At 67.0% G+C, this 16,197-nt stretch carries 16 protein-coding genes and 1 tRNA gene; 6 read left to right on the forward strand and 11 right to left on the reverse strand.

Annotated features, from left to right (window positions below; genetic code table 11):
- Position 1: 1 nt before the first annotated feature.
- The 7 genes from NKH51_RS06155 to NKH51_RS06185 form a co-directional block, all read right to left on the reverse strand.
- Positions 2–571 carry a VIT1/CCC1 transporter family protein gene (locus tag NKH51_RS06155; RefSeq protein WP_254764368.1) on the reverse strand — a complete coding sequence of 190 codons (570 nt, stop codon included), beginning with the start codon at positions 569–571 and terminating at the stop codon, positions 2–4.
- Between the two features lie 12 nt (positions 572–583).
- On the reverse strand, positions 584–877 hold the full coding sequence (locus NKH51_RS06160; protein WP_254764369.1) for a DUF211 domain-containing protein: 294 nt from the start codon (positions 875–877) through the stop codon (positions 584–586).
- Between the two features lie 123 nt (positions 878–1,000).
- The gene (locus NKH51_RS06165) at positions 1,001–2,323 is read right to left on the reverse strand and encodes a TIGR00341 family protein (protein ID WP_254764370.1); all 1,323 of its coding nucleotides are present in this window, start codon (positions 2,321–2,323) and stop codon (positions 1,001–1,003) included.
- Between the two features lie 153 nt (positions 2,324–2,476).
- A complete protein-coding gene (locus NKH51_RS06170; RefSeq protein ID WP_254764371.1) occupies positions 2,477–5,134 on the reverse strand; it encodes a cation-translocating P-type ATPase in 2,658 nt (885 codons plus the stop codon).
- Between the two features lie 141 nt (positions 5,135–5,275).
- A complete protein-coding gene (locus NKH51_RS06175) occupies positions 5,276–5,737 on the reverse strand; it encodes a YeeE/YedE family protein (protein ID WP_254764372.1) in 462 nt (153 codons plus the stop codon).
- Positions 5,738–5,783: 46 nt separating this feature from the next.
- Positions 5,784–6,341 carry a YeeE/YedE family protein gene (locus NKH51_RS06180; protein WP_254764373.1) on the reverse strand — a complete coding sequence of 186 codons (558 nt, stop codon included), beginning with the start codon at positions 6,339–6,341 and terminating at the stop codon, positions 5,784–5,786.
- An 8-nt stretch (positions 6,342–6,349) separates the two neighbouring features.
- Positions 6,350–7,543, reverse strand: coding sequence for an MBL fold metallo-hydrolase (locus tag NKH51_RS06185; protein WP_254764374.1), 1,194 nt, complete (start codon positions 7,541–7,543; stop codon positions 6,350–6,352).
- A gap of 243 nt (positions 7,544–7,786) precedes the next feature.
- On the opposite strand from NKH51_RS06185, the gene NKH51_RS06190 reads away from it, so the two are divergent.
- The 4 genes from NKH51_RS06190 (at position 7,787) to NKH51_RS06205 (ending at position 10,384) form a co-directional block, all read left to right on the forward strand.
- Positions 7,787–8,032 (forward strand): sulfurtransferase TusA family protein, encoded by a 246-nt coding sequence (locus NKH51_RS06190; RefSeq protein WP_254764375.1) that lies wholly within the window; start codon positions 7,787–7,789, stop codon positions 8,030–8,032.
- 1 nt (position 8,033) lies between these two features.
- Positions 8,034–8,624: a DsrE/DsrF/DrsH-like family protein gene (locus NKH51_RS06195; RefSeq protein ID WP_254764376.1), complete on the forward strand. Its 591-nt coding sequence runs from the start codon at positions 8,034–8,036 to the stop codon at positions 8,622–8,624.
- A 3-nt stretch (positions 8,625–8,627) separates the two neighbouring features.
- Positions 8,628–8,897 (forward strand): DdfA family disk-determining factor, encoded by a 270-nt coding sequence (gene ddfA / locus NKH51_RS06200; protein WP_256527520.1) that lies wholly within the window; start codon positions 8,628–8,630, stop codon positions 8,895–8,897.
- A 563-nt stretch (positions 8,898–9,460) separates the two neighbouring features.
- On the forward strand, positions 9,461–10,384 hold the full coding sequence (locus tag NKH51_RS06205) for a sulfite exporter TauE/SafE family protein (protein ID WP_254764378.1): 924 nt from the start codon (positions 9,461–9,463) through the stop codon (positions 10,382–10,384).
- 49 nt (positions 10,385–10,433) lie between these two features.
- Here NKH51_RS06205 and NKH51_RS06210 read toward each other — a convergent pair whose 3' ends face one another.
- The 3 genes from NKH51_RS06210 to NKH51_RS06220 form a co-directional block, all read right to left on the reverse strand.
- Positions 10,434–10,673, reverse strand: a complete 240-nt coding sequence (locus NKH51_RS06210) for a DUF8119 family protein (RefSeq protein ID WP_254764379.1) — start codon at positions 10,671–10,673, stop codon at positions 10,434–10,436.
- Positions 10,674–10,744: 71 nt separating this feature from the next.
- Positions 10,745–11,887, reverse strand: a complete 1,143-nt coding sequence (locus NKH51_RS06215; protein WP_254764380.1) for a hypothetical protein — start codon at positions 11,885–11,887, stop codon at positions 10,745–10,747.
- Positions 11,888–12,057: 170 nt separating this feature from the next.
- Complete coding sequence (locus NKH51_RS06220; protein WP_254764381.1) at positions 12,058–13,251, reverse strand: MFS transporter; 1,194 nt, start codon at positions 13,249–13,251, stop codon at positions 12,058–12,060.
- 250 nt (positions 13,252–13,501) lie between these two features.
- Here NKH51_RS06220 and NKH51_RS06225 point away from each other — a divergent pair, with 250 nt between their 5' ends.
- Together NKH51_RS06225 and NKH51_RS06230 are read left to right on the forward strand one after the other, a co-directional pair.
- Positions 13,502–14,800, forward strand: coding sequence for an ArgE/DapE family deacylase (locus tag NKH51_RS06225; protein WP_254764382.1), 1,299 nt, complete (start codon positions 13,502–13,504; stop codon positions 14,798–14,800).
- A 72-nt stretch (positions 14,801–14,872) separates the two neighbouring features.
- A complete protein-coding gene (locus NKH51_RS06230) occupies positions 14,873–15,835 on the forward strand; it encodes an MBL fold metallo-hydrolase (protein WP_254764383.1) in 963 nt (320 codons plus the stop codon).
- A gap of 199 nt (positions 15,836–16,034) precedes the next feature.
- Here the strand turns inward: NKH51_RS06230 and NKH51_RS06235 are convergent.
- Positions 16,035–16,109: transfer RNA gene (locus tag NKH51_RS06235), tRNA-Glu, on the reverse strand.
- Positions 16,110–16,197 lie beyond the last annotated feature (88 nt).

Consider the following 16,197-nt stretch of genomic DNA (forward strand, 5'->3'; position numbering starts at 1 on the left):
CTCAGCCGGGTAGAAATAGGTTGAGAAACGCGACCACGATACCCGCGAGCCCCATGCGGACGCCGGCGACGATCCAGTTCTGCTTCGAGATCGAGCCGAGATACGCACCGAACGTAAAGAGGACGGCCACGCCGATGGCGACCGCGACCAGCGTCGCCTCGAGCAGCGAGAAGAGCACGCCGTGTGCGAGAAACGGAAGTAGCGGAAGGATAATGCCGATGAGCGGGCCGATACCGCTCGCGACGGCGTTGATCTTCCGTGCACCCGCGCGTCGCTGCTGGAGTTGCGTGTCCTGCAAGTCGGTCAGCATGGCCCGCTCGATCCGCAGCAGGTCGGCCTGCTTCTCGGCTCGTTCGATCTCCCAGACGCTCCAGACGCCGGACGTACCCAGGCCGACGGCCGCGCCCAGCCCGATGGTGACCACGGTGAGACCGTCGTCGACCCCCGACAGGTACGAGCCGACGATGACCCCGATGCTCGTCAGCGTGCCGTCGAACCCGTTGGAGATGAAGTACCGTCGCGAGATGGACCGAACGTCATCGTCCTCGAGAAGGGTGTGCAGGGAACTCACTGTCTCACCGGATCAGCGGTCCTGGGGCGTATCGCGTTCTTCGACCAGCCGCTCGCCGCGGGCGACCCCGTCGATCGAGTGGACCGTCCCGCCGAGGTCGACGATGGCCTCCTCGACGGCCGCCGCGTCGATGTCGTCGCCCTCGAGGGTCACCTTGAGGTTCTGAACGTCTCGATCGGTTTCGATCAGCGCGACGTTGACGCCGGTGACGCCCTCGCACTCGGTGACGACCGCGGCAAACTCGAGGATGTCCGGTTCGTGTGGCTTCATCACGTCGAAGACGAGCCGTCGTATCGGGGAGGCCATGCTACGTGACTCTCGCTCGACACCCTTAGTGACAGGGGACGAGACGACTGGAACTCGATGGCGCTACCGATCGGCTCTCGGTCGACAGCACACCGGTGCGCCCGTCCTCGAGAGCGCGCAGCGCTAGATCCCGACCCCGGTGTCCGTCGTCGGTGGGATCGGTTCGGACTCCTGAGCGGTGATAAAGCCCACCCGGACGGCGACCTCATCGTCGATTCGCTCCTCTAGGTGTCGATCGAGGCGCTCCGAAACGTCCGGGGGAACGGCCGCGTCGTCGGACTGACCGACGATGACGAAGACGGTCGGCTTGTCGCCGAGAAGGGCGTCCTGAAGGTCGTACTGTACCCTGACGCTCTCGAGGGCGTAGGCGGAGAGTGCCGGATCGTCGAAGAACTGTTCCGTTTCCGCGGTGACCTGATGTTCGACCGTCGTGGTGTAGTAGGTCCCCAGCGTGACGACCCCGAGGACGGCCGAGAGGGCGACGAGTGCGATGACGAGGATCACGCCGCGTCGGCGCACCGACGAGCGAGCCGCGGCGTGTTGTTCGGTCTGCTCGGGCCGATAGCCGCTGAACCAGAAGAGGAGCAGTGCGGAGAGGTTGATCGCCAGGAGGTTGACCAACACCAGCACCGAGGCGGTCACCGCGACGCCGGTGTATCCCCAAGCGATACCCAGCCCCGCCGTCGCCGCGGGCGGAATGAGCGCGACCGCGATCGCGACGCCGATGAGCGCCGATCCCGAACCGCGCGAGATACTGATCGCACCGGCGATTCCCGACCCGAATGCGAGAAACAGCGAGAGGAAGCCAGGGCTCGTCCGTTCGGCCACCTGCGGGATCGTTCGGATGTCGATTCCCGGCGGGAGGAGCACCGTCCCCTTGAGCGCCGCCCCGAGCGCGGCGGCGACCGCGATAGCCAGCAGAAGGCCCGTGATCTGGAGCACGACTCCGCGACTCGCCAGGCTGCGGTCCGCCAGAACGCTGCCCGCGCTCGCGGTGATCGCCGGCCCCATCAGCGGTGCGACGACCATGGCACCGATGATCGTCGCCGCGGAGTCGAGCAACAGCCCGGTCGTGGCGATGAGCGTGCTCAAAACGATGAACGCGAAGAACGTCGAGCGTTCCGGTGCGAGGGTCGACGCCTGCTCCTTGAGCTCGTCCCGCGAGATTCGAGTGCCGGGATAGAGCGCCTGTAGCGCCGTTATCCGGCGCGAAACGACGGTTTCGGTCGGAAGGACGATGGTGTATGCGCTCTCGCTGATACCCGCCGCCTGCAGGTCGTCGAGGACCGGCTCGACACCGTTCGGTGGGACCGGGAACTGAACCATCGCCTCGAACTCGCCGCGCCCGGTCTCGTCGAAGACGGCGTAATCGATCCCCTGATCGTCGAGCGCTTCCAACACCTGAGCGCGGTTCCCCTCCGGAACCAACACCTGTACGAGGCGCATACGGCCGGTACCAGAAGGCCGCATATAAATGCCGATGCGAATCCGTGACTCGCCCGATCGGTTCGGCCGGTGCGATCGCCGAGCACACCGATGAGAGAACGCACACGAGGATATCCGCCCGCTCGGCTCGAGTCGGCACGACCAACCGTTCCGTCACTGCCACGTGCGTTGCACGACGGTAGCGACCCCGATGTAGGCGGGCAAACAGACGGCGAGGACGGCCGCGATGAGCCCCCAGTCGGCCGCCTCGAGGGGGACCGTCCCGAAGTACCGATTGAGCGGCGTGTACAGCACCGCGAGCTGGAGGGCGACCGACGCCGCGACGGCGGCCGCGAGCCACCGGTTCGACAGCGTCGGCGTCCCGCGCAGCCAGCGGATGACGTAGAGCTTCTCGAACTCGAGGAAGACGAAGCCGGTGAACACCATCGTCATCGCGTAGGGCGTGACGGCGGCAGCGCCCGCGAGCGTGAACAACGTGAGCCCGAGCATGACGGTCGTGGTGACTGCACCGACACCGCCGACGAGTGCGAGCATCGGCCGGCCGATGATCCCCTGCTCGGGATCGCGCGGCGGCCGGTCCATCACGTCGCCGCTGTTCGGGTCCGCGCCGAGGGCCAGCGCCGGCAGCCCGTCGGTCAGCAGGTTGATCCACAGCAGCTGTACGGCGGGCAGGATGAGGTAGCCGAACAGCGACGCGATGAAAACGAGCGCCACCTCCGCGACGTTCGCGCTGAGGAGGTAGGCGACGAACTTCCAGACGTTGTCGAAGATCGTCCGGCCGCGCTCGACGGCGCGCTCGATCGTCGCGTAGTTGTCGTCGAGCAGGACCACGTCCGAGGCCTGTCTGGCGACGTCGGTCCCACGAATCCCCATCGCGACGCCCACGTCGGCGTTTTTCAGCGCCGGCGCGTCGTTGACGCCGTCGCCGGTCATCGCCACGTCGTGGCCCCGGTCCTGTAACGCTCGCAGGATGCGGACCTTATGCTCGGGCGACGTGCGCGCGAAGACGTCGACCGACTCGACGCGCTCGCGCAGCGTCGCGTCGTCCATGCCCTCGATCGCCCGCCCCTCGAGCACCTCGGTGCCGATCCCCAGCGTCTCGGCGATCGCGCCGGCCGTCCGGACGTTGTCGCCGGTCACCATCTTCACGTCGATGCCGGCGCGGTTCGTCGCCGCGATGGCGTTGGCGACTTCGGTCCGTGGCGGGTCGATCATCCCGGTCAGCCCGACGAACGTCAGCCCGTCCGCGAGGTCGTCGGGGGAGGCGGGCTCCTCGCGGTAGGCCATCGCCAGCACGCGCAACGCGTCGTCGCCGAACTCGCGGACCCGCGTCTCGATCCGCTCGCGACGCTCGTCGGTCAGCGCGGCCGGCCCGTCGGCGGTCAGGACCCGATCGCAGTTGTCGACGACGACCTCCGGCGCGCCCTTGACGTAGCCGACGTCGCCGTGGACGGTCCCCATCCACTTGCGCTCGGAGGAGAAGGGAACCTCGCCCGTCCGCGGATTCTCGGCCCGGAGCGCCTCGCGGTCGAGCCCTCGCCGGTCGGCCGCCTCGAGCAACGCCTGCTCGGTCGGATCTCCCTCCTCGAGCGTCGAGTCGTTACAGAGCGCGCCGATTCGTAAGAGCAGTTCCTCGTGGTCCGAGGGCGCGTCGGCCTCTGCGGCTCCGTCCGCAGCGCCGGTGGTGTCACCGACGACCGATTCCGCGTCGGCCAGCGCTCCGCCGTTTGCCGCCTCCGTTCTCGCTGCCTGCTCCTCGTCGAACTCGAGGACGGCGTCGTGGACCCAGCACCGGCTGACGGTCATCTGCCCTTTCGTGAGCGTTCCGGTCTTGTCCGTACAGATGACGTCGACGGCACCGAGCGCCTCGACGGCCGGCAGCCGGCGGACGAGCGCGTTCTCCGCGGACATCCTGCGGACGCCGAGCGCCAGCGTGAGCGTAACCACCGCGGGCAATCCCTCGGGGATCGCCGCGACGGCGAGCGAGACGGCCGTGAGCGCGGCCCCGATCGCGTCCGTCCCGCGCAGGATCAACAGCGGCGCGACCAGCGCCGAGAGCGCGAGGACCCCGATCCCGAGACTTCGCCCCAGCCGGTCGAGTTCGCCCTGCAGCGGCGTCTCGGTCTCCTCGGTCGCGGCGAGTTCGCGAGCGATCGCGCCCACGGCCGTCTCCATGCCCGTGCCGGTGACGACCGCGACGCCCTTGCCGCGCGTGACGTTCGTCCCCTTGTAGACCATGCTCGAGCGCTCCGCGAGCGGTGCGTCAGGGTCGACCGCCTCCGAGGCCTTCGAGACCGGCACGCTCTCGCCGGTCAGCGCCGCTTCGTCGACTTCGAGGCCGGTCGCCTCGAGCAGCCGGCCGTCCGCGGGGATCACGTCGCCGCCGCGCAGGACGACGACATCGCCGGGGACGAGTTCGGTCGCGTCGACCGTCCTCGACTCTCCCGCCCGGCGGACGGTCGCCGTCGGCGCGGCCAGTTCCCGGAGCGATTCGAGGCTGCGCTCGGCCTGGTAGTCCTGCACGAAACCGAAGATCCCGTTCGCGACGACGATGACCGCGATCAGGACCGCGTCGATAGTGTGACCCGCCCAGATCGAGAGCAGCGCCGCGACCACCAACACCCAGATCAGGACGCTGTCGAACTGGGCGACGAAGATGTCGACCGCCGAGCGCCCGCCACCCTGCACGATCTCGTTCTCGCCGTGCTCCTCGCGTCGTCGACGTACCTCTCCGTTCGACAGCCCGTTCGGTCGCGACTCGAGGTCCTCGAGGACGCGCTTCGGCCGCCGTCCGTGTGGCTGCTCGGCCATCGTCCGCGTCTTTCGTGCGGAGGCCTAAAGACGTACTCCGGTCTGACCGCCGAGCAGTCGAGCGACCGCGCGGACCCGCTACGAACGAGGGGACGGCGGTATCGCGGTCCCGGAAACCGGCGCCGTCATCGGAAAATAGGCTCAGTCGGCGCTCGAGGCGGCGGAATCGGCCGCCGCCCGTCTGCTTCGCCAGGCGCCCTGAAGGTACGCGCCGGCGAACATGCCGCCGATGGCCCAGAGGATGGCGACGTTACCGACGCCGAGGCTGGCGTAGGCCGCGCCGGGGCAGATCCCGGAGAGGCCCCAGCCGACGCCGAAGATCGCGCCGCCGATCAGGACGTTCCGATCGAACGGTTTGAGCCGGCGTTCGTACCGATCGCCGGTCAGCGGCGCGCTATCGCGGACGCGGGGCATGACGGCGAAGGCGATCCCGGAGACGATCGCCGCGCCGAACATGACGAACAGCAGCCCGAAATCCTCGAACTGCAGGAAGTGCAGCACCACTTCCGGGCGCGCCATCTGACTGAATCCGAGGCCGAAGCCGAAGATCAGGCCGCCGACGAGGATCAGCGGCATGAACAGCGGATGACGATCCTCGCTCACGGGTCCTCACCTCCCCGGTCGCCGCCTCGAGACGGAGGCGTCTCGCTCATGGCGACACCCCCAGGGCGGCGACGGTTTGCGCAGTGACGATCGCGACGGTCAGGAACGTCAGCACGCCGACGAGCGACGTTTTCGAGGCCGAGCCGACGCCGCAGACGCCGTGGCCGGACGTACAGCCCTTCCCGATACGGGTGCCGATGCCGACGAAGACGCCGCCGACCAGCAGCCGCCAGGCCTGCACGTCGGTCGTCCACAGCGTCACGCCCCCGACCTCGTAGAGTTCGCCGGTCGTCCCGGGCTCGTAGAGCGCGGTCGTGATTACGCCCGATTGGATCGTCGCCGCGAACGCCAGCGCGCCCAGGATGATCCCGAGCGTGAACACGACGCGCCAGTCCCGCGAGGCGACGTACTGCTGGAAGCGCGACTGCTCGGAGACGTACGAGAGCGTCGACTCGAGGAAGGTGCTGGCGCCGGCGGGGATGCCGGTGCCGACGTAGATGACGACCGCGCCGAGGCCGACGAGCAATCCGCCGACGGCGTAGCGACTGATCCCGTTGGGGAACAACTCGGCGGCCACCTGGAGCGCTACCGGATCAGCGACCATCGGTCGAGTCAGTCACCCGCGAGCGATTCCTGGCTCGCCGCGCAGTTGTTCGGCCCGAGCTCGAGTTCGAACGCCTCGTCGTCGTCGGCCTCCTGCTGGCCGAGGTTCGTCGCGATAATGTCCTCGTAGTTGGCCGGCCGGGGCGGCATGTCCGAGAGGATCAACTCCACGAACGCCTCTTCGTCCATCGTCAGTGCGTCCATCTCCTCCTCGAGTTGGCCGATCGGCGCCGTATAGGTTCCGTCTTCGGCCGGCTGAGCCGCGTCGCTGAAGTGTGCGCCGCCGACGAGTGTGTCGTCGGGCAGCGAGAGGACGCGTTCTTGCAGCGACTCGTAGAGCGTGCTGGCGGCCTCGGGCGCGCCATCGTCGCCTTCCTCCAGGTCGGGGCGGGCGACGCTCTCGACGAACAGGCCGTCGCCGGTCGCCAGCAGCGAGCCGTCGATCAGGTACGAGGTCATCCCGGAGGTGTGCCCGGGCGTGGACACTGTCTCGATAACGGCGTCGCCGACCTCGAACTCGTCGCCGTCGGCGGCAGTCGTCAACTCGTTGGCGTAAGTAACGCCGCGGTCGACCGCCGCCGCGGGGATGACGCCCTCGACGCCGACCGCGTCGAGCGCGCGGACGCCCGAGATGTGGTCGGCGTGGATGTGGGTGTCGATCGCATATTTCAGGTCGACGCCCAGGTCGTCGGCGTCGGCGAGATAGCGGTCGGTGAACGCGCGCAGCGGGTCGATCACGGCGGCCTCGCCGTCGTCGTAGACGAGGTAGCCGAGACAGCCCGAGGAGGGGCGCTGATACTGGCGCAGCGTCCCCGCGCCGTCGTAGCGCTCGACCTCGACGGCCTCGTAGATGCGCGCCCAGCCGTTCATGCCGTTCTCTAGGTGGACGGCGTCGTAGCCGCGCTCTTTGAGCGCGCCGGCGACGTACTCGCTGGCGCCGCCTTTCGCACAGAGGACGGTGATTTCACGGTCGTCGGGAATTCGTGCAAGCACGTCCTCGTCGATCTCCTCCTCGAGGAACTCGAAGTAGGGGACGTTGATCGATTCGACGGTGTCGCCGTCGACGTGCCACTCGTCGTACTCCGACGCCATGCGCGCGTCGAGGATCGTCACGTCCTCGCCCGCGTCGATTCGCTGTTTCAGCTCGTCGGGGGCGATCGATTCGACCGAAACGTCCGGCGTTGGGAAGTCCATGTCGTCCATCGTGTACACCGTCCAGTATCGGCCGCTCCCACATAAGAGTTTGCATAGTATTTCGATTAGTGTACAATATAGCCGGTCGGGAGTCTGACCGAACTTGTCCTTCAGAGGCTACCTTAGTGCTCATATACGCCCGTAGTATGGATGCGGCAACGAGAGGAGTTCGAATACTGCACAATAACCGATATCCTTTTATGGTCGCAACCGATATTGTACGATAGCTCCACAACAGAGCACAGACAAACCATGAGTTCGGAATACACTACCACGGAGACGCTCGACGTGAAAGGACAGTCCTGCCCGATGCCCATCGTGAAGACCAAGGGCGCCATCGACGATCTCGAGGCCGGCGACGTGCTCGAGGTCGTCGCGACGGACTCGGGCAGTATGAGCGACATTCAGGGGTGGGCGGACGGTACCGACGGCGTGGAACTGCTCGACCAGGTCGAGGACGGCGACCTGTACACCCACTACGTGAAGAAGACGGCGTAAGATGAGTACGGACAACTCCACCACACCGGTCGACGACGGCGACGGCGAGTTCGACGCCGCGGAGCTGCAGGCGCTGCGCGAGCGCGTCGACGAGCTCGAGGAGTCGGTCTCCGAGCTCGACGACGCCGACGATCAGGGGAAGATGACGATTATCGCGACGCAGGGGACGTTCGACATGGCGTACCCGCCGCTGATCCTCGCGAGCACGGCCGCCGCCTTCGGCTGGGATGTCGTCGTCTTCCACACGTTCTGGGGGCTCGATATCCTCCACGAGGAGAAGTCCCAGAACCTCAAGCTGAGCGCCGTCGGCAACCCGAATATGCCGGTCCCGAACGCGCTGGCTGCACTGCCCGGCATGGACGCGATGGCGACGAAGATGATGCAAAAGCGTATCGACGACAACGGGACGGCCACCATCGAGGAGCTGATCGACCTCTCGCTCGAGAGCGGCGTCGACCTGCAGGCCTGCCAGATGACCATCGAGCTGATGGACTACAACGAGGACGACTTCTACGACGGCGTCACCACCGGCGTCGGCGCGGCGACCGCCATCCAGCACATGGCCGAATCGGACGTGCAACTGCTGGTCTAACCCGTGAAAAGCGAAAACTCCGGCGACGAGAGAGGTTTTGAGTTTCAGTCCGAGACACGACCGAGCATGCGCGTGGTCCGTGCGGTCGCCGCGGCGGACGGCGTCGATCCCGCCGACCTCGAGCCGCCGCTCGCCGACGCCGTCGATCCGGCGGCGTTGGACCGGCTCTTCGCATCCCTCGCGGACGGAACGGTCCGCCGCGGCCGGGCGACGTTCGACTATCGCGGGTACGACGTGACGGTCGACTCGAGCGGGCGTGTCACGCTCGAGTAATGCGATCTTCTTACTGAGGGTTCCGACGGCTCGATCACCACAACCGGTCGCTCGGGTTCGCGAGCCGATCGGTCGACTTGCTCGTGAGTAGGGACCAGCGTCTAGCTCCGCTCGTACTCCCGGTCGAGCAGGCTGTGAGATCCCCTACTCAGCGTCTACCTGTGCGCTTTGGCTCGGTGATCGATCTCTCCCTCTTCCAGAATCCGCCGGCCACCGAGACACCCGCCGTCGCGTGGAACGGACACCCGCTGTGGCTCGCGTGGACGCCGGATCAGCGGTCGTCGCGTTCTATCGATTTGTCCGGGCCTAACAGCCGTTCTCGCCGCCGGATCGCAGCTCGACCGTAGACCCGATCAAGAAACAATTGCCGCAATCTACGACAGTCCGTCGGCGGGAAAGAGCGACGATACCGGCGCTACTGGGAGCGCTATCGACCGAAGCGCGATACCGACTGCGACGGCTCAGTCAGTACATATCGCCGAATCGAACAGCGGGATAGGGGGCCGCTGCCATGCCTTTGCTATCGGCGGGTCCGCGTCGACCGCGCCAGCGTTCGTCAATCTATGAGTTCACCAGAGTCTCCGATACGCGTCGACCGATTCGTCTCGAACCTCCGCGCGTTCAGATATCGCGAAGTGATGATGGCCGTTGCGACGCTCAGCGTGATCGCGGGATCGATCGTCTTCTTCCCCGGTCTCGAGAACGTGGGCGCGGGTATCCAGTCCGACGTCTCGCTCGGCCTGCTCGCAGCGTTCGTCCTCGTCGCGATCGTCGCCGGCGTCGTCAAGGGGATGATCGGGTTCGGCTACGCGCTGATCACGACGCCCATCTTCGCGTCGGTGATCGACCCGACATTCGCGGTCGTCGTCCTGGCGATCCCGCCGTGGATGCTCAACATGTTCCAGATCGGCGAGACCGATACCGGACTCGCCTTCGTCCGCGACGAGTGGCTCCTCGTGGCGCTGGCCGCCGTCGGGACCGTCCTCGGCGTCGCCTTCCTCGCGGAGTTCAGCACCGGCCCCATCGTCCCCTTCCTCATCGGGCTGATCATCTTCGGCTACGTCGTCTTCCAGCTCGTCCAGCGCTTCGTCACGGTCGAGGAGGCCCACCACCCGGTCGCGCTCGGCACCGCCGGCTTCCTCGAGGGCTTCCTGCTCGCCGTCGCGAACCTCGGCCCGCTCCTCCCCGTCTACTTCCACACGTTCGAGCGCGACGCCGAGCGGTACATCGGCGGGCTCTCGATGGTGCTCGGGACGGTGTTCACGATTCGCATCGTCCAGATGGCGCTGTTCACCGACCTGTTGACGACCTACCGGCTGTGGCTCGGCTCGGTGATCGCCGTGGTTACGATCGTCGGCCTGCTGCTTGGCACGTCTCTCCGCCGACTCGAGGTCGACGAGGACCTGTTCAACCGGTTCGTCGTCGGGCTCCTGTTTCTGATCTCGCTCAACATCTTCCGAAACACCGTGCCCGCGCTGTTCTTCTAGAACAGGCTCGTCGGTCGGCGAGTCCGACCCTCGCTCAGTTGCCGTCCGCTCACCGCCCCCACGGGGCCGTCACGAGGACGTAGGCGACGACCCCGAGAAAGAGGAGGGCGTAGAACTGCGCTCGCGACCAGTTCGCCGATAGCGACAGCAGCGTGAGCAAGAGCACCCAGCAGGCGACGACCACCAGATCCGCGAGCAATCGCCCGGCGGTAGTGGCGACCGCTCGCGACCGGGCCCGCTGCCACAACGACCCGTCACGCTGACCGTCGGCTAGTCGGTCGTCGCTCATCGGTCACCTCGAGCCGTCGTCCGCGTGATCGCCGTTGCCCTCGTCGTCGGTCGCGTTGGTGCCATCATCGATCAGAAGTGATAGCCGTACCGGTCGGTGAGCCGGTAGGCCGCCGTGCCCCAGATGTAGTTCTGTCCCGGCCACCAGGTCCGGGCGTTGTTGAAGCCAGCGACGAGCACGCCCCGATCCGGGGTCGCGGGATCCGCCCGGAAACTCACGGAGCCGCTGTCGCCGTCGGCCATGTCGCGTTCGTCGCCCCATCGGAGCTGTCCGTACCGGGGCGACTCCCCGGTGAGCGACGTGATGGCGTCAATCCCCTCGATTCGGCCCGTCGTGTGTCCGGTCTTCGCGCCGACCTTCTCGAGGGACTTCCCTCGAGCGACGAGATCGGCCAGGCCCAGTCGGGTGAACTGACCGTGGACGCGTACGTCCGTCGGGCCGGCGATCACGCCGTCGGGACGGAACGGACCGTGCGGGGCGACCGCGACCACGTCCTCGATCGCGTGGTCTGCGTAGACGCGCCCGATCGGGACGGACTGTCCGTTCTCGAGCGGTAGCGCGAGTTCGCCGCGTGCGGGGTCGGAGCCGCCGAAGGTATGGCTGGCCGTCGCGAACAGCGCTCGTTTCGCGCTCGGATCGTAGAGCGCCGGCGTGAGCGTCGCCCTGCTGTAGCCCGCTCGGCAGGCGACGCCGCCGGGAACTCGACCGTCGTCGAGGTGAGCGACCCGTCTGAACTGTCCGCCGTCCCGTTCGTCCGTCGCCGCCTCGCCCCGCTCGATCGCGTTCACGTCGAACGCGATCTCGGCGAGGATCGTCTCGAGAAACTCGAGCGTCTGGTCTAAATCCCGCGCGGAAACGTCGACCGTGATCGACGCGCCCGGATCGTCGTAGCCGCCGGGAACGACCGCGCTGCCGAGGTAGCCGGTCACGCCCGTCCGGGCGAGGCGGCGATTGAGTTCGAAGGCCTTCGTGACCGCGGCGTACCAGTCGGCGGGAACAGTCGTCGTCCGCGTCTCGGTCACCCACGGGTCGCTCGGGTCCGATCTGACGAGGGCGGTCGCGATCGTGACTTCCCCGCCGTCCGCACTCAGGAAGTCCTCGACGCCGAGCACGTGGGCCACGCCTAGCGCGTAGCCGGCCGTGCCGACCGTTCGGAGGAACTCTCGGCGGCCGCTCCCGCGTTTCGATCCACGCTCGCGATCCGTCGGTATCATGGTCTCGATGAGGAACGACGCCGGCCGACCCGACCGAACGACGGCGTCTCCCTCGCGTCAGCACCGGATAACGGGATCGGCGGTAATGATCCTTCCGCCCGTTCCCAACGTGTGACACGCTACCATTCCCATGGCGCTTGGTCGTCGCGTTCGCCGGCCGGACCGAACGGTCAGACACGTCCGCGAAGCGTCATCCCTCCGAGTCCGAGCGCACCGATACCGGCGACGGCTCCGGCGACGAGGAACACGCCACGCACGCCCGCGAGCGGGACCGCCAAGCCGAACGCCACCGGCGAGAGGAACTGGCCGGTGTAGCCGACGGAGGCGAGATACGAACTGAACTGCCCCTGGCGATCCGGCGGCGCGAACGCCTCGACCCACGCGAACGTCGACGGGAAGACCAGTCCCAGCCCGAGACCGAACAGGACCACGGGGAGCGCCGCCCCGACGGCCGTCCCGACCGCGGTCGCGATTCCGAACCCGGCGACCCAGCAGGCGAGCGCGGCGAGTACGAGCATCGGCCGGTCGACGCGACTGACGAGTCGGTCGTACGCGACCGCCGAGACACCGCCCGCCGCCCCGTTGGCGGCCAGATAGAGGCTGATCTCGAGCGAGCCGTTCACGCCGATACCGGCCAACAACTGCGGGTAGAAGACGACGATCGCGTACAGGAGCGCGTTCGCGCCGAAGTAGAGCAAATACACCAGGGGAAGGCCCGGCTGTCGACGGAAAACGTCGAGGATGCCCGCGACTCCGCCGTGATCGTCGCCGTTCGCGGCCTGCTCGGTGGCGACGCCGTCCGCGGACCGCGTCTCGGGGATCGTCACCGCGGCGAAGACTCCCAGCGGGAGCGCGACCAAATAGATCCCGAACGGGAGGTTCCACGCGATGGTGCCGGCCGCGCCGCCGACCAGCGGCCAGACGGCGGCTCCCGCGCTGTTCGCGCTGCTTCGAAGGCCCAGTGCCCGCTCCATCGCCTGCCCCTCGTAGAGCTCGTAGATGAGCACGGTCACCGACGTGTAGACCGCGGCGGTCCCGAGTCCGAGCACCACTCGAGAGGCCAGCAGCGGGTAAAACGAGTCGACGAACAGCCCTGCACCGCCGCCGAGCCCGTAGACGGCGAGCCCGCCGACGAACGGCGTGCGCGGGCCGACCCGATCGACGAGCGACCCGACGAGCGGACTCGCGAGGACGATGACGCCGCCGTGGGTGGTGATGATGAGCCCCGCAGCCGAGCCGGAGACGCCCAGTTCCCGCTGGATCTGCGGGACGATGGGGCCGAGAATCGCACCGGCCATGACCGTCAGCGTCGCCGCGGCGACTAGCACCCAGAGCGAGCGCCGGCGCTGTTCGGAGCCCGTCACTGTTCGTTCTCGAGTGCCCCATTCCAACAGGGTTGTGATCGCGGCCGTTCGCGTTCGGCGCGGCCACGCCTCACAGCGAGAGCAACCGACGGTTTCGAAGGGCCGTCACCGCGGAAGTTGAGGTCGGAACGGGTTCCTATCCCACCGGCAATTCGATGCACCACGTTCGATTAAATCCCATATATGTCGAATAGAGTGTAGTATTCGGAGAAAATGGTAAATGGGCGGGCGGTATACTGTGACAGGATCTATGTCAACAGACCACAGAGCGGTTCTCCGTGACCGTATCGAGGACAAACGCGACGATCTCGTCGATCTCCTGACCGAACTGATCGGCCAACAGTCCGTCACCGGTAACGAAACGCCCGCACAGGAGGTCGTTTCCTCGCGCCTCGAGTCCCGCGGTCTCGAGGTCGACATGTGGGAACCCGACGCCGACGAATTGAGAGACCACCCCGGATTCTTCGAGACGGCGTCCTACCAGGAACAGGGATACGAGAACCGCCCGAACGTCGCGGCAACCAGGGAGGGCGTCGGAGACGGTCGCTCGCTGACCCTCAGTGGCCACGTCGACGTCGTTCCGGTCGACGAGGACGAGTGGCGCTACGACCCGTGGGACGCCACCGTCGAGGACGGCCGCCTCTACGGACGGGGCAGCAACGATATGCTCGGTGGCGTCGCCGCTATCCTCATCGCCTACGAGGCCCTCGACGATCTCGAGGTCGAACTGGCGGGCGACCTCACGCTCCAGACGACCATCGAAGAGGAGGCCGGTGGCCCCGGTGGCGTGCTCTCCGCCCTCGAGCGGGGCTATCAGCCCGATGCGGCGATCATCACCGAGCCCTCTGGGCTCCCGAACATCGGGATGGCGAGCGCTGGCGTCATGTACTTCCGGATCGAGGTCCCTGGGAAATCGGCCCACGCCGCTCGCGGCTACGCGGGCGTCAACGCCATCGGAAAGGCGGCGGAGATTTACCGAGCGCTCGACGACCTCGATCGAGAGCGGAAATCGCGCATCTCGTACGAGCCGGCCTTCCGGCAGAACCCGGAGCTCGAGGGCCACGAGACGAACCTGAACGTCGGCACGATCGACGGCGGCGACTGGCCCTCGACGGTTCCCTCTGGAGCCCTACTGGAGGGACGCATCGGCTGGCCGCCCGGCGAAACGCGCGAGGAGGTTCGGGCGGACGTGGAAGCTGCCGTCCGGAAGGCCACCGAGACCGACGAGTGGCTGTCCGAACATCCACCCGAGTTCGAGTGGTTCGGCTGGAACGCCGCCCCGCACGAACTGGACACCGACGCGGAGATCGTCCAGATCGCACGGGAGAACGCCGAGACGATCACCGGCGGGGAAACGACCTTCGGCGGCGGGAGCGGCGGGAACGACGAGCGGTTCTACAATCGCTACTACGACATCCCCTGTCCCTCGGTCGGCCCGCGCGGCGAGAACATCCACGCTGCCGACGAGTACGTCGAAATCGAGTCGCTCGTCCAGACGGCACAGACGCTCGCGCTAACGGCCATCGATTGGTGCGGAACTGCGGAGTAACTCGCCTGTGGAGACCCGACCGCTGGGCGAAACGACCGTATCGGTTTTAGGACGAGGGATAGACGGCTACGTATGAACGAGGTACACAAACTCGAGATTCCGACGCCGTTCGGCGTGGGTCGGGTGAACTGTTACGTCTTCACCGCCGACGGACTGACGCTGCTCGATCCCGGGCCGGCGACGGAGGCGGCGTACGAGACACTCGCGGCCGAGCTGGACGACCGCGGGTTCGCCGTCGCCGACGTGGACCGGGTACTCATCACGCACCCCCACATGGACCACTTCGGCCTCGCCGACCGGGTCGTCGAGGAGTCCGGCGCCCGCACCGTCGCCCACCGAGAGGCTACGAGACACCTCGCCGATCCGATCGGGCACTTCGACCGCGAGCAGGCCTTCTTCCGGCCGTTCCTGACGGCGATGGGAGTGCCCGAACAGGTCGCTAGAACGGCCGTCACGCTTCCCGAAGCGTACACGAACTATCAAGCGCCCCTGACCGTCGACCGCGAGCTCGCCGACGGCGACACCGTCGACGTGGGCATCGAACTGACGGCGGTTCACACGCCCGGACACGCGCCGGGTTCCGTCTGCTTCGTCCCGTCGGCGGAGCCGGTCGCGTTCACCGGCGATCACGTCCTCCAGCACATCTCTCCGAACCCGCTTCTCACCATCGTACCCGGGACCGACGACGAACGAACGCGAAGCCTCCCGGCGTATCTCGACTCGTTAGAGAAGATCCAAACGGTCGAGGCGGAGATCGGCCACGCCGGCCACGGAGAGACGATTCCCGACCTGAACGCCCGCGCCGAGGAGATCCTCGAGCACCACCACCGCCGGAAAGAACACATCGCGGACCTGATCGACGAGACGGGGGCGATGACGGCCTACGACGTGATGCAGGAACTGTTCCCCGACCTCCCGGCGACGGAGGTCTTCCCCGGCATGTCCGAGGTGATCGGCCACCTCGACTTGCTCGAGGACGAAAATCGGGTTTCCATCAGCGAAGCAGACGGGATCGAACGGTACGCACTCCGATGACACGGACGGGGCGGTGACGGTCGCTCTCTCGGCCGGGCCGCTGCCAGTGGTACATCTCGCAAGGGACCCTGGGGCTGTGGACTCGGTCGAGGACAGGGACCGGTGGCTGCTGTCGGACTTCTACCACTGACTGGTCCCACTATCGCTGCTCCACTGACGGCAGTTTACGGTGAAAACCACGAGAAACGGACGAAACGAGTGCTCCGACAGGGATTCGAACCCTGGTCATTGCCGTGAGAGGGCAATATGATTGGCCGGACTACACCATCGGAGCGTCCGTCGCCTGCACTCGATAGTTGCGCGGTACGATGTTTAAGGATTCCGTTTCGGTCCGAGAGTGGCGTGCAGTACCACGAATTTGA

This window comes from Natrinema marinum (assembly GCF_024296685.1).
In the GTDB taxonomy this organism is placed as follows: Archaea; Halobacteriota; Halobacteria; order Halobacteriales; family Natrialbaceae; genus Natrinema; species Natrinema marinum.

Bases quoted from the DNA above. Each gene is read 5' to 3' on its own strand.
- NKH51_RS06195 (WP_254764376.1), top strand. From the start codon at position 8,034: ATGAGTACGGACAACTCCACCACACCGGTCGACGACGGCGACGGCGAG.
- NKH51_RS06215 (WP_254764380.1), bottom strand. From the start codon at position 11,887: ATGATACCGACGGATCGCGAGCGTGGATCGAAACGCGGGAGCGGCCGC.
- NKH51_RS06185 (WP_254764374.1), bottom strand. From the start codon at position 7,543: ATGGACGACATGGACTTCCCAACGCCGGACGTTTCGGTCGAATCGATC.
- NKH51_RS06165 (WP_254764370.1), bottom strand. From the start codon at position 2,323: ATGCGCCTCGTACAGGTGTTGGTTCCGGAGGGGAACCGCGCTCAGGTG.
- NKH51_RS06190 (WP_254764375.1), top strand. From the start codon at position 7,787: ATGAGTTCGGAATACACTACCACGGAGACGCTCGACGTGAAAGGACAG.
- NKH51_RS06170 (WP_254764371.1), bottom strand. From the start codon at position 5,134: ATGGCCGAGCAGCCACACGGACGGCGGCCGAAGCGCGTCCTCGAGGAC.
- NKH51_RS06180 (WP_254764373.1), bottom strand. From the start codon at position 6,341: ATGGTCGCTGATCCGGTAGCGCTCCAGGTGGCCGCCGAGTTGTTCCCC.
- NKH51_RS06160 (WP_254764369.1), bottom strand. From the start codon at position 877: ATGGCCTCCCCGATACGACGGCTCGTCTTCGACGTGATGAAGCCACAC.
- NKH51_RS06205 (WP_254764378.1), top strand. From the start codon at position 9,461: ATGAGTTCACCAGAGTCTCCGATACGCGTCGACCGATTCGTCTCGAAC.
- NKH51_RS06210 (WP_254764379.1), bottom strand. From the start codon at position 10,673: ATGAGCGACGACCGACTAGCCGACGGTCAGCGTGACGGGTCGTTGTGG.
- NKH51_RS06225 (WP_254764382.1), top strand. From the start codon at position 13,502: ATGTCAACAGACCACAGAGCGGTTCTCCGTGACCGTATCGAGGACAAA.
- NKH51_RS06230 (WP_254764383.1), top strand. From the start codon at position 14,873: ATGAACGAGGTACACAAACTCGAGATTCCGACGCCGTTCGGCGTGGGT.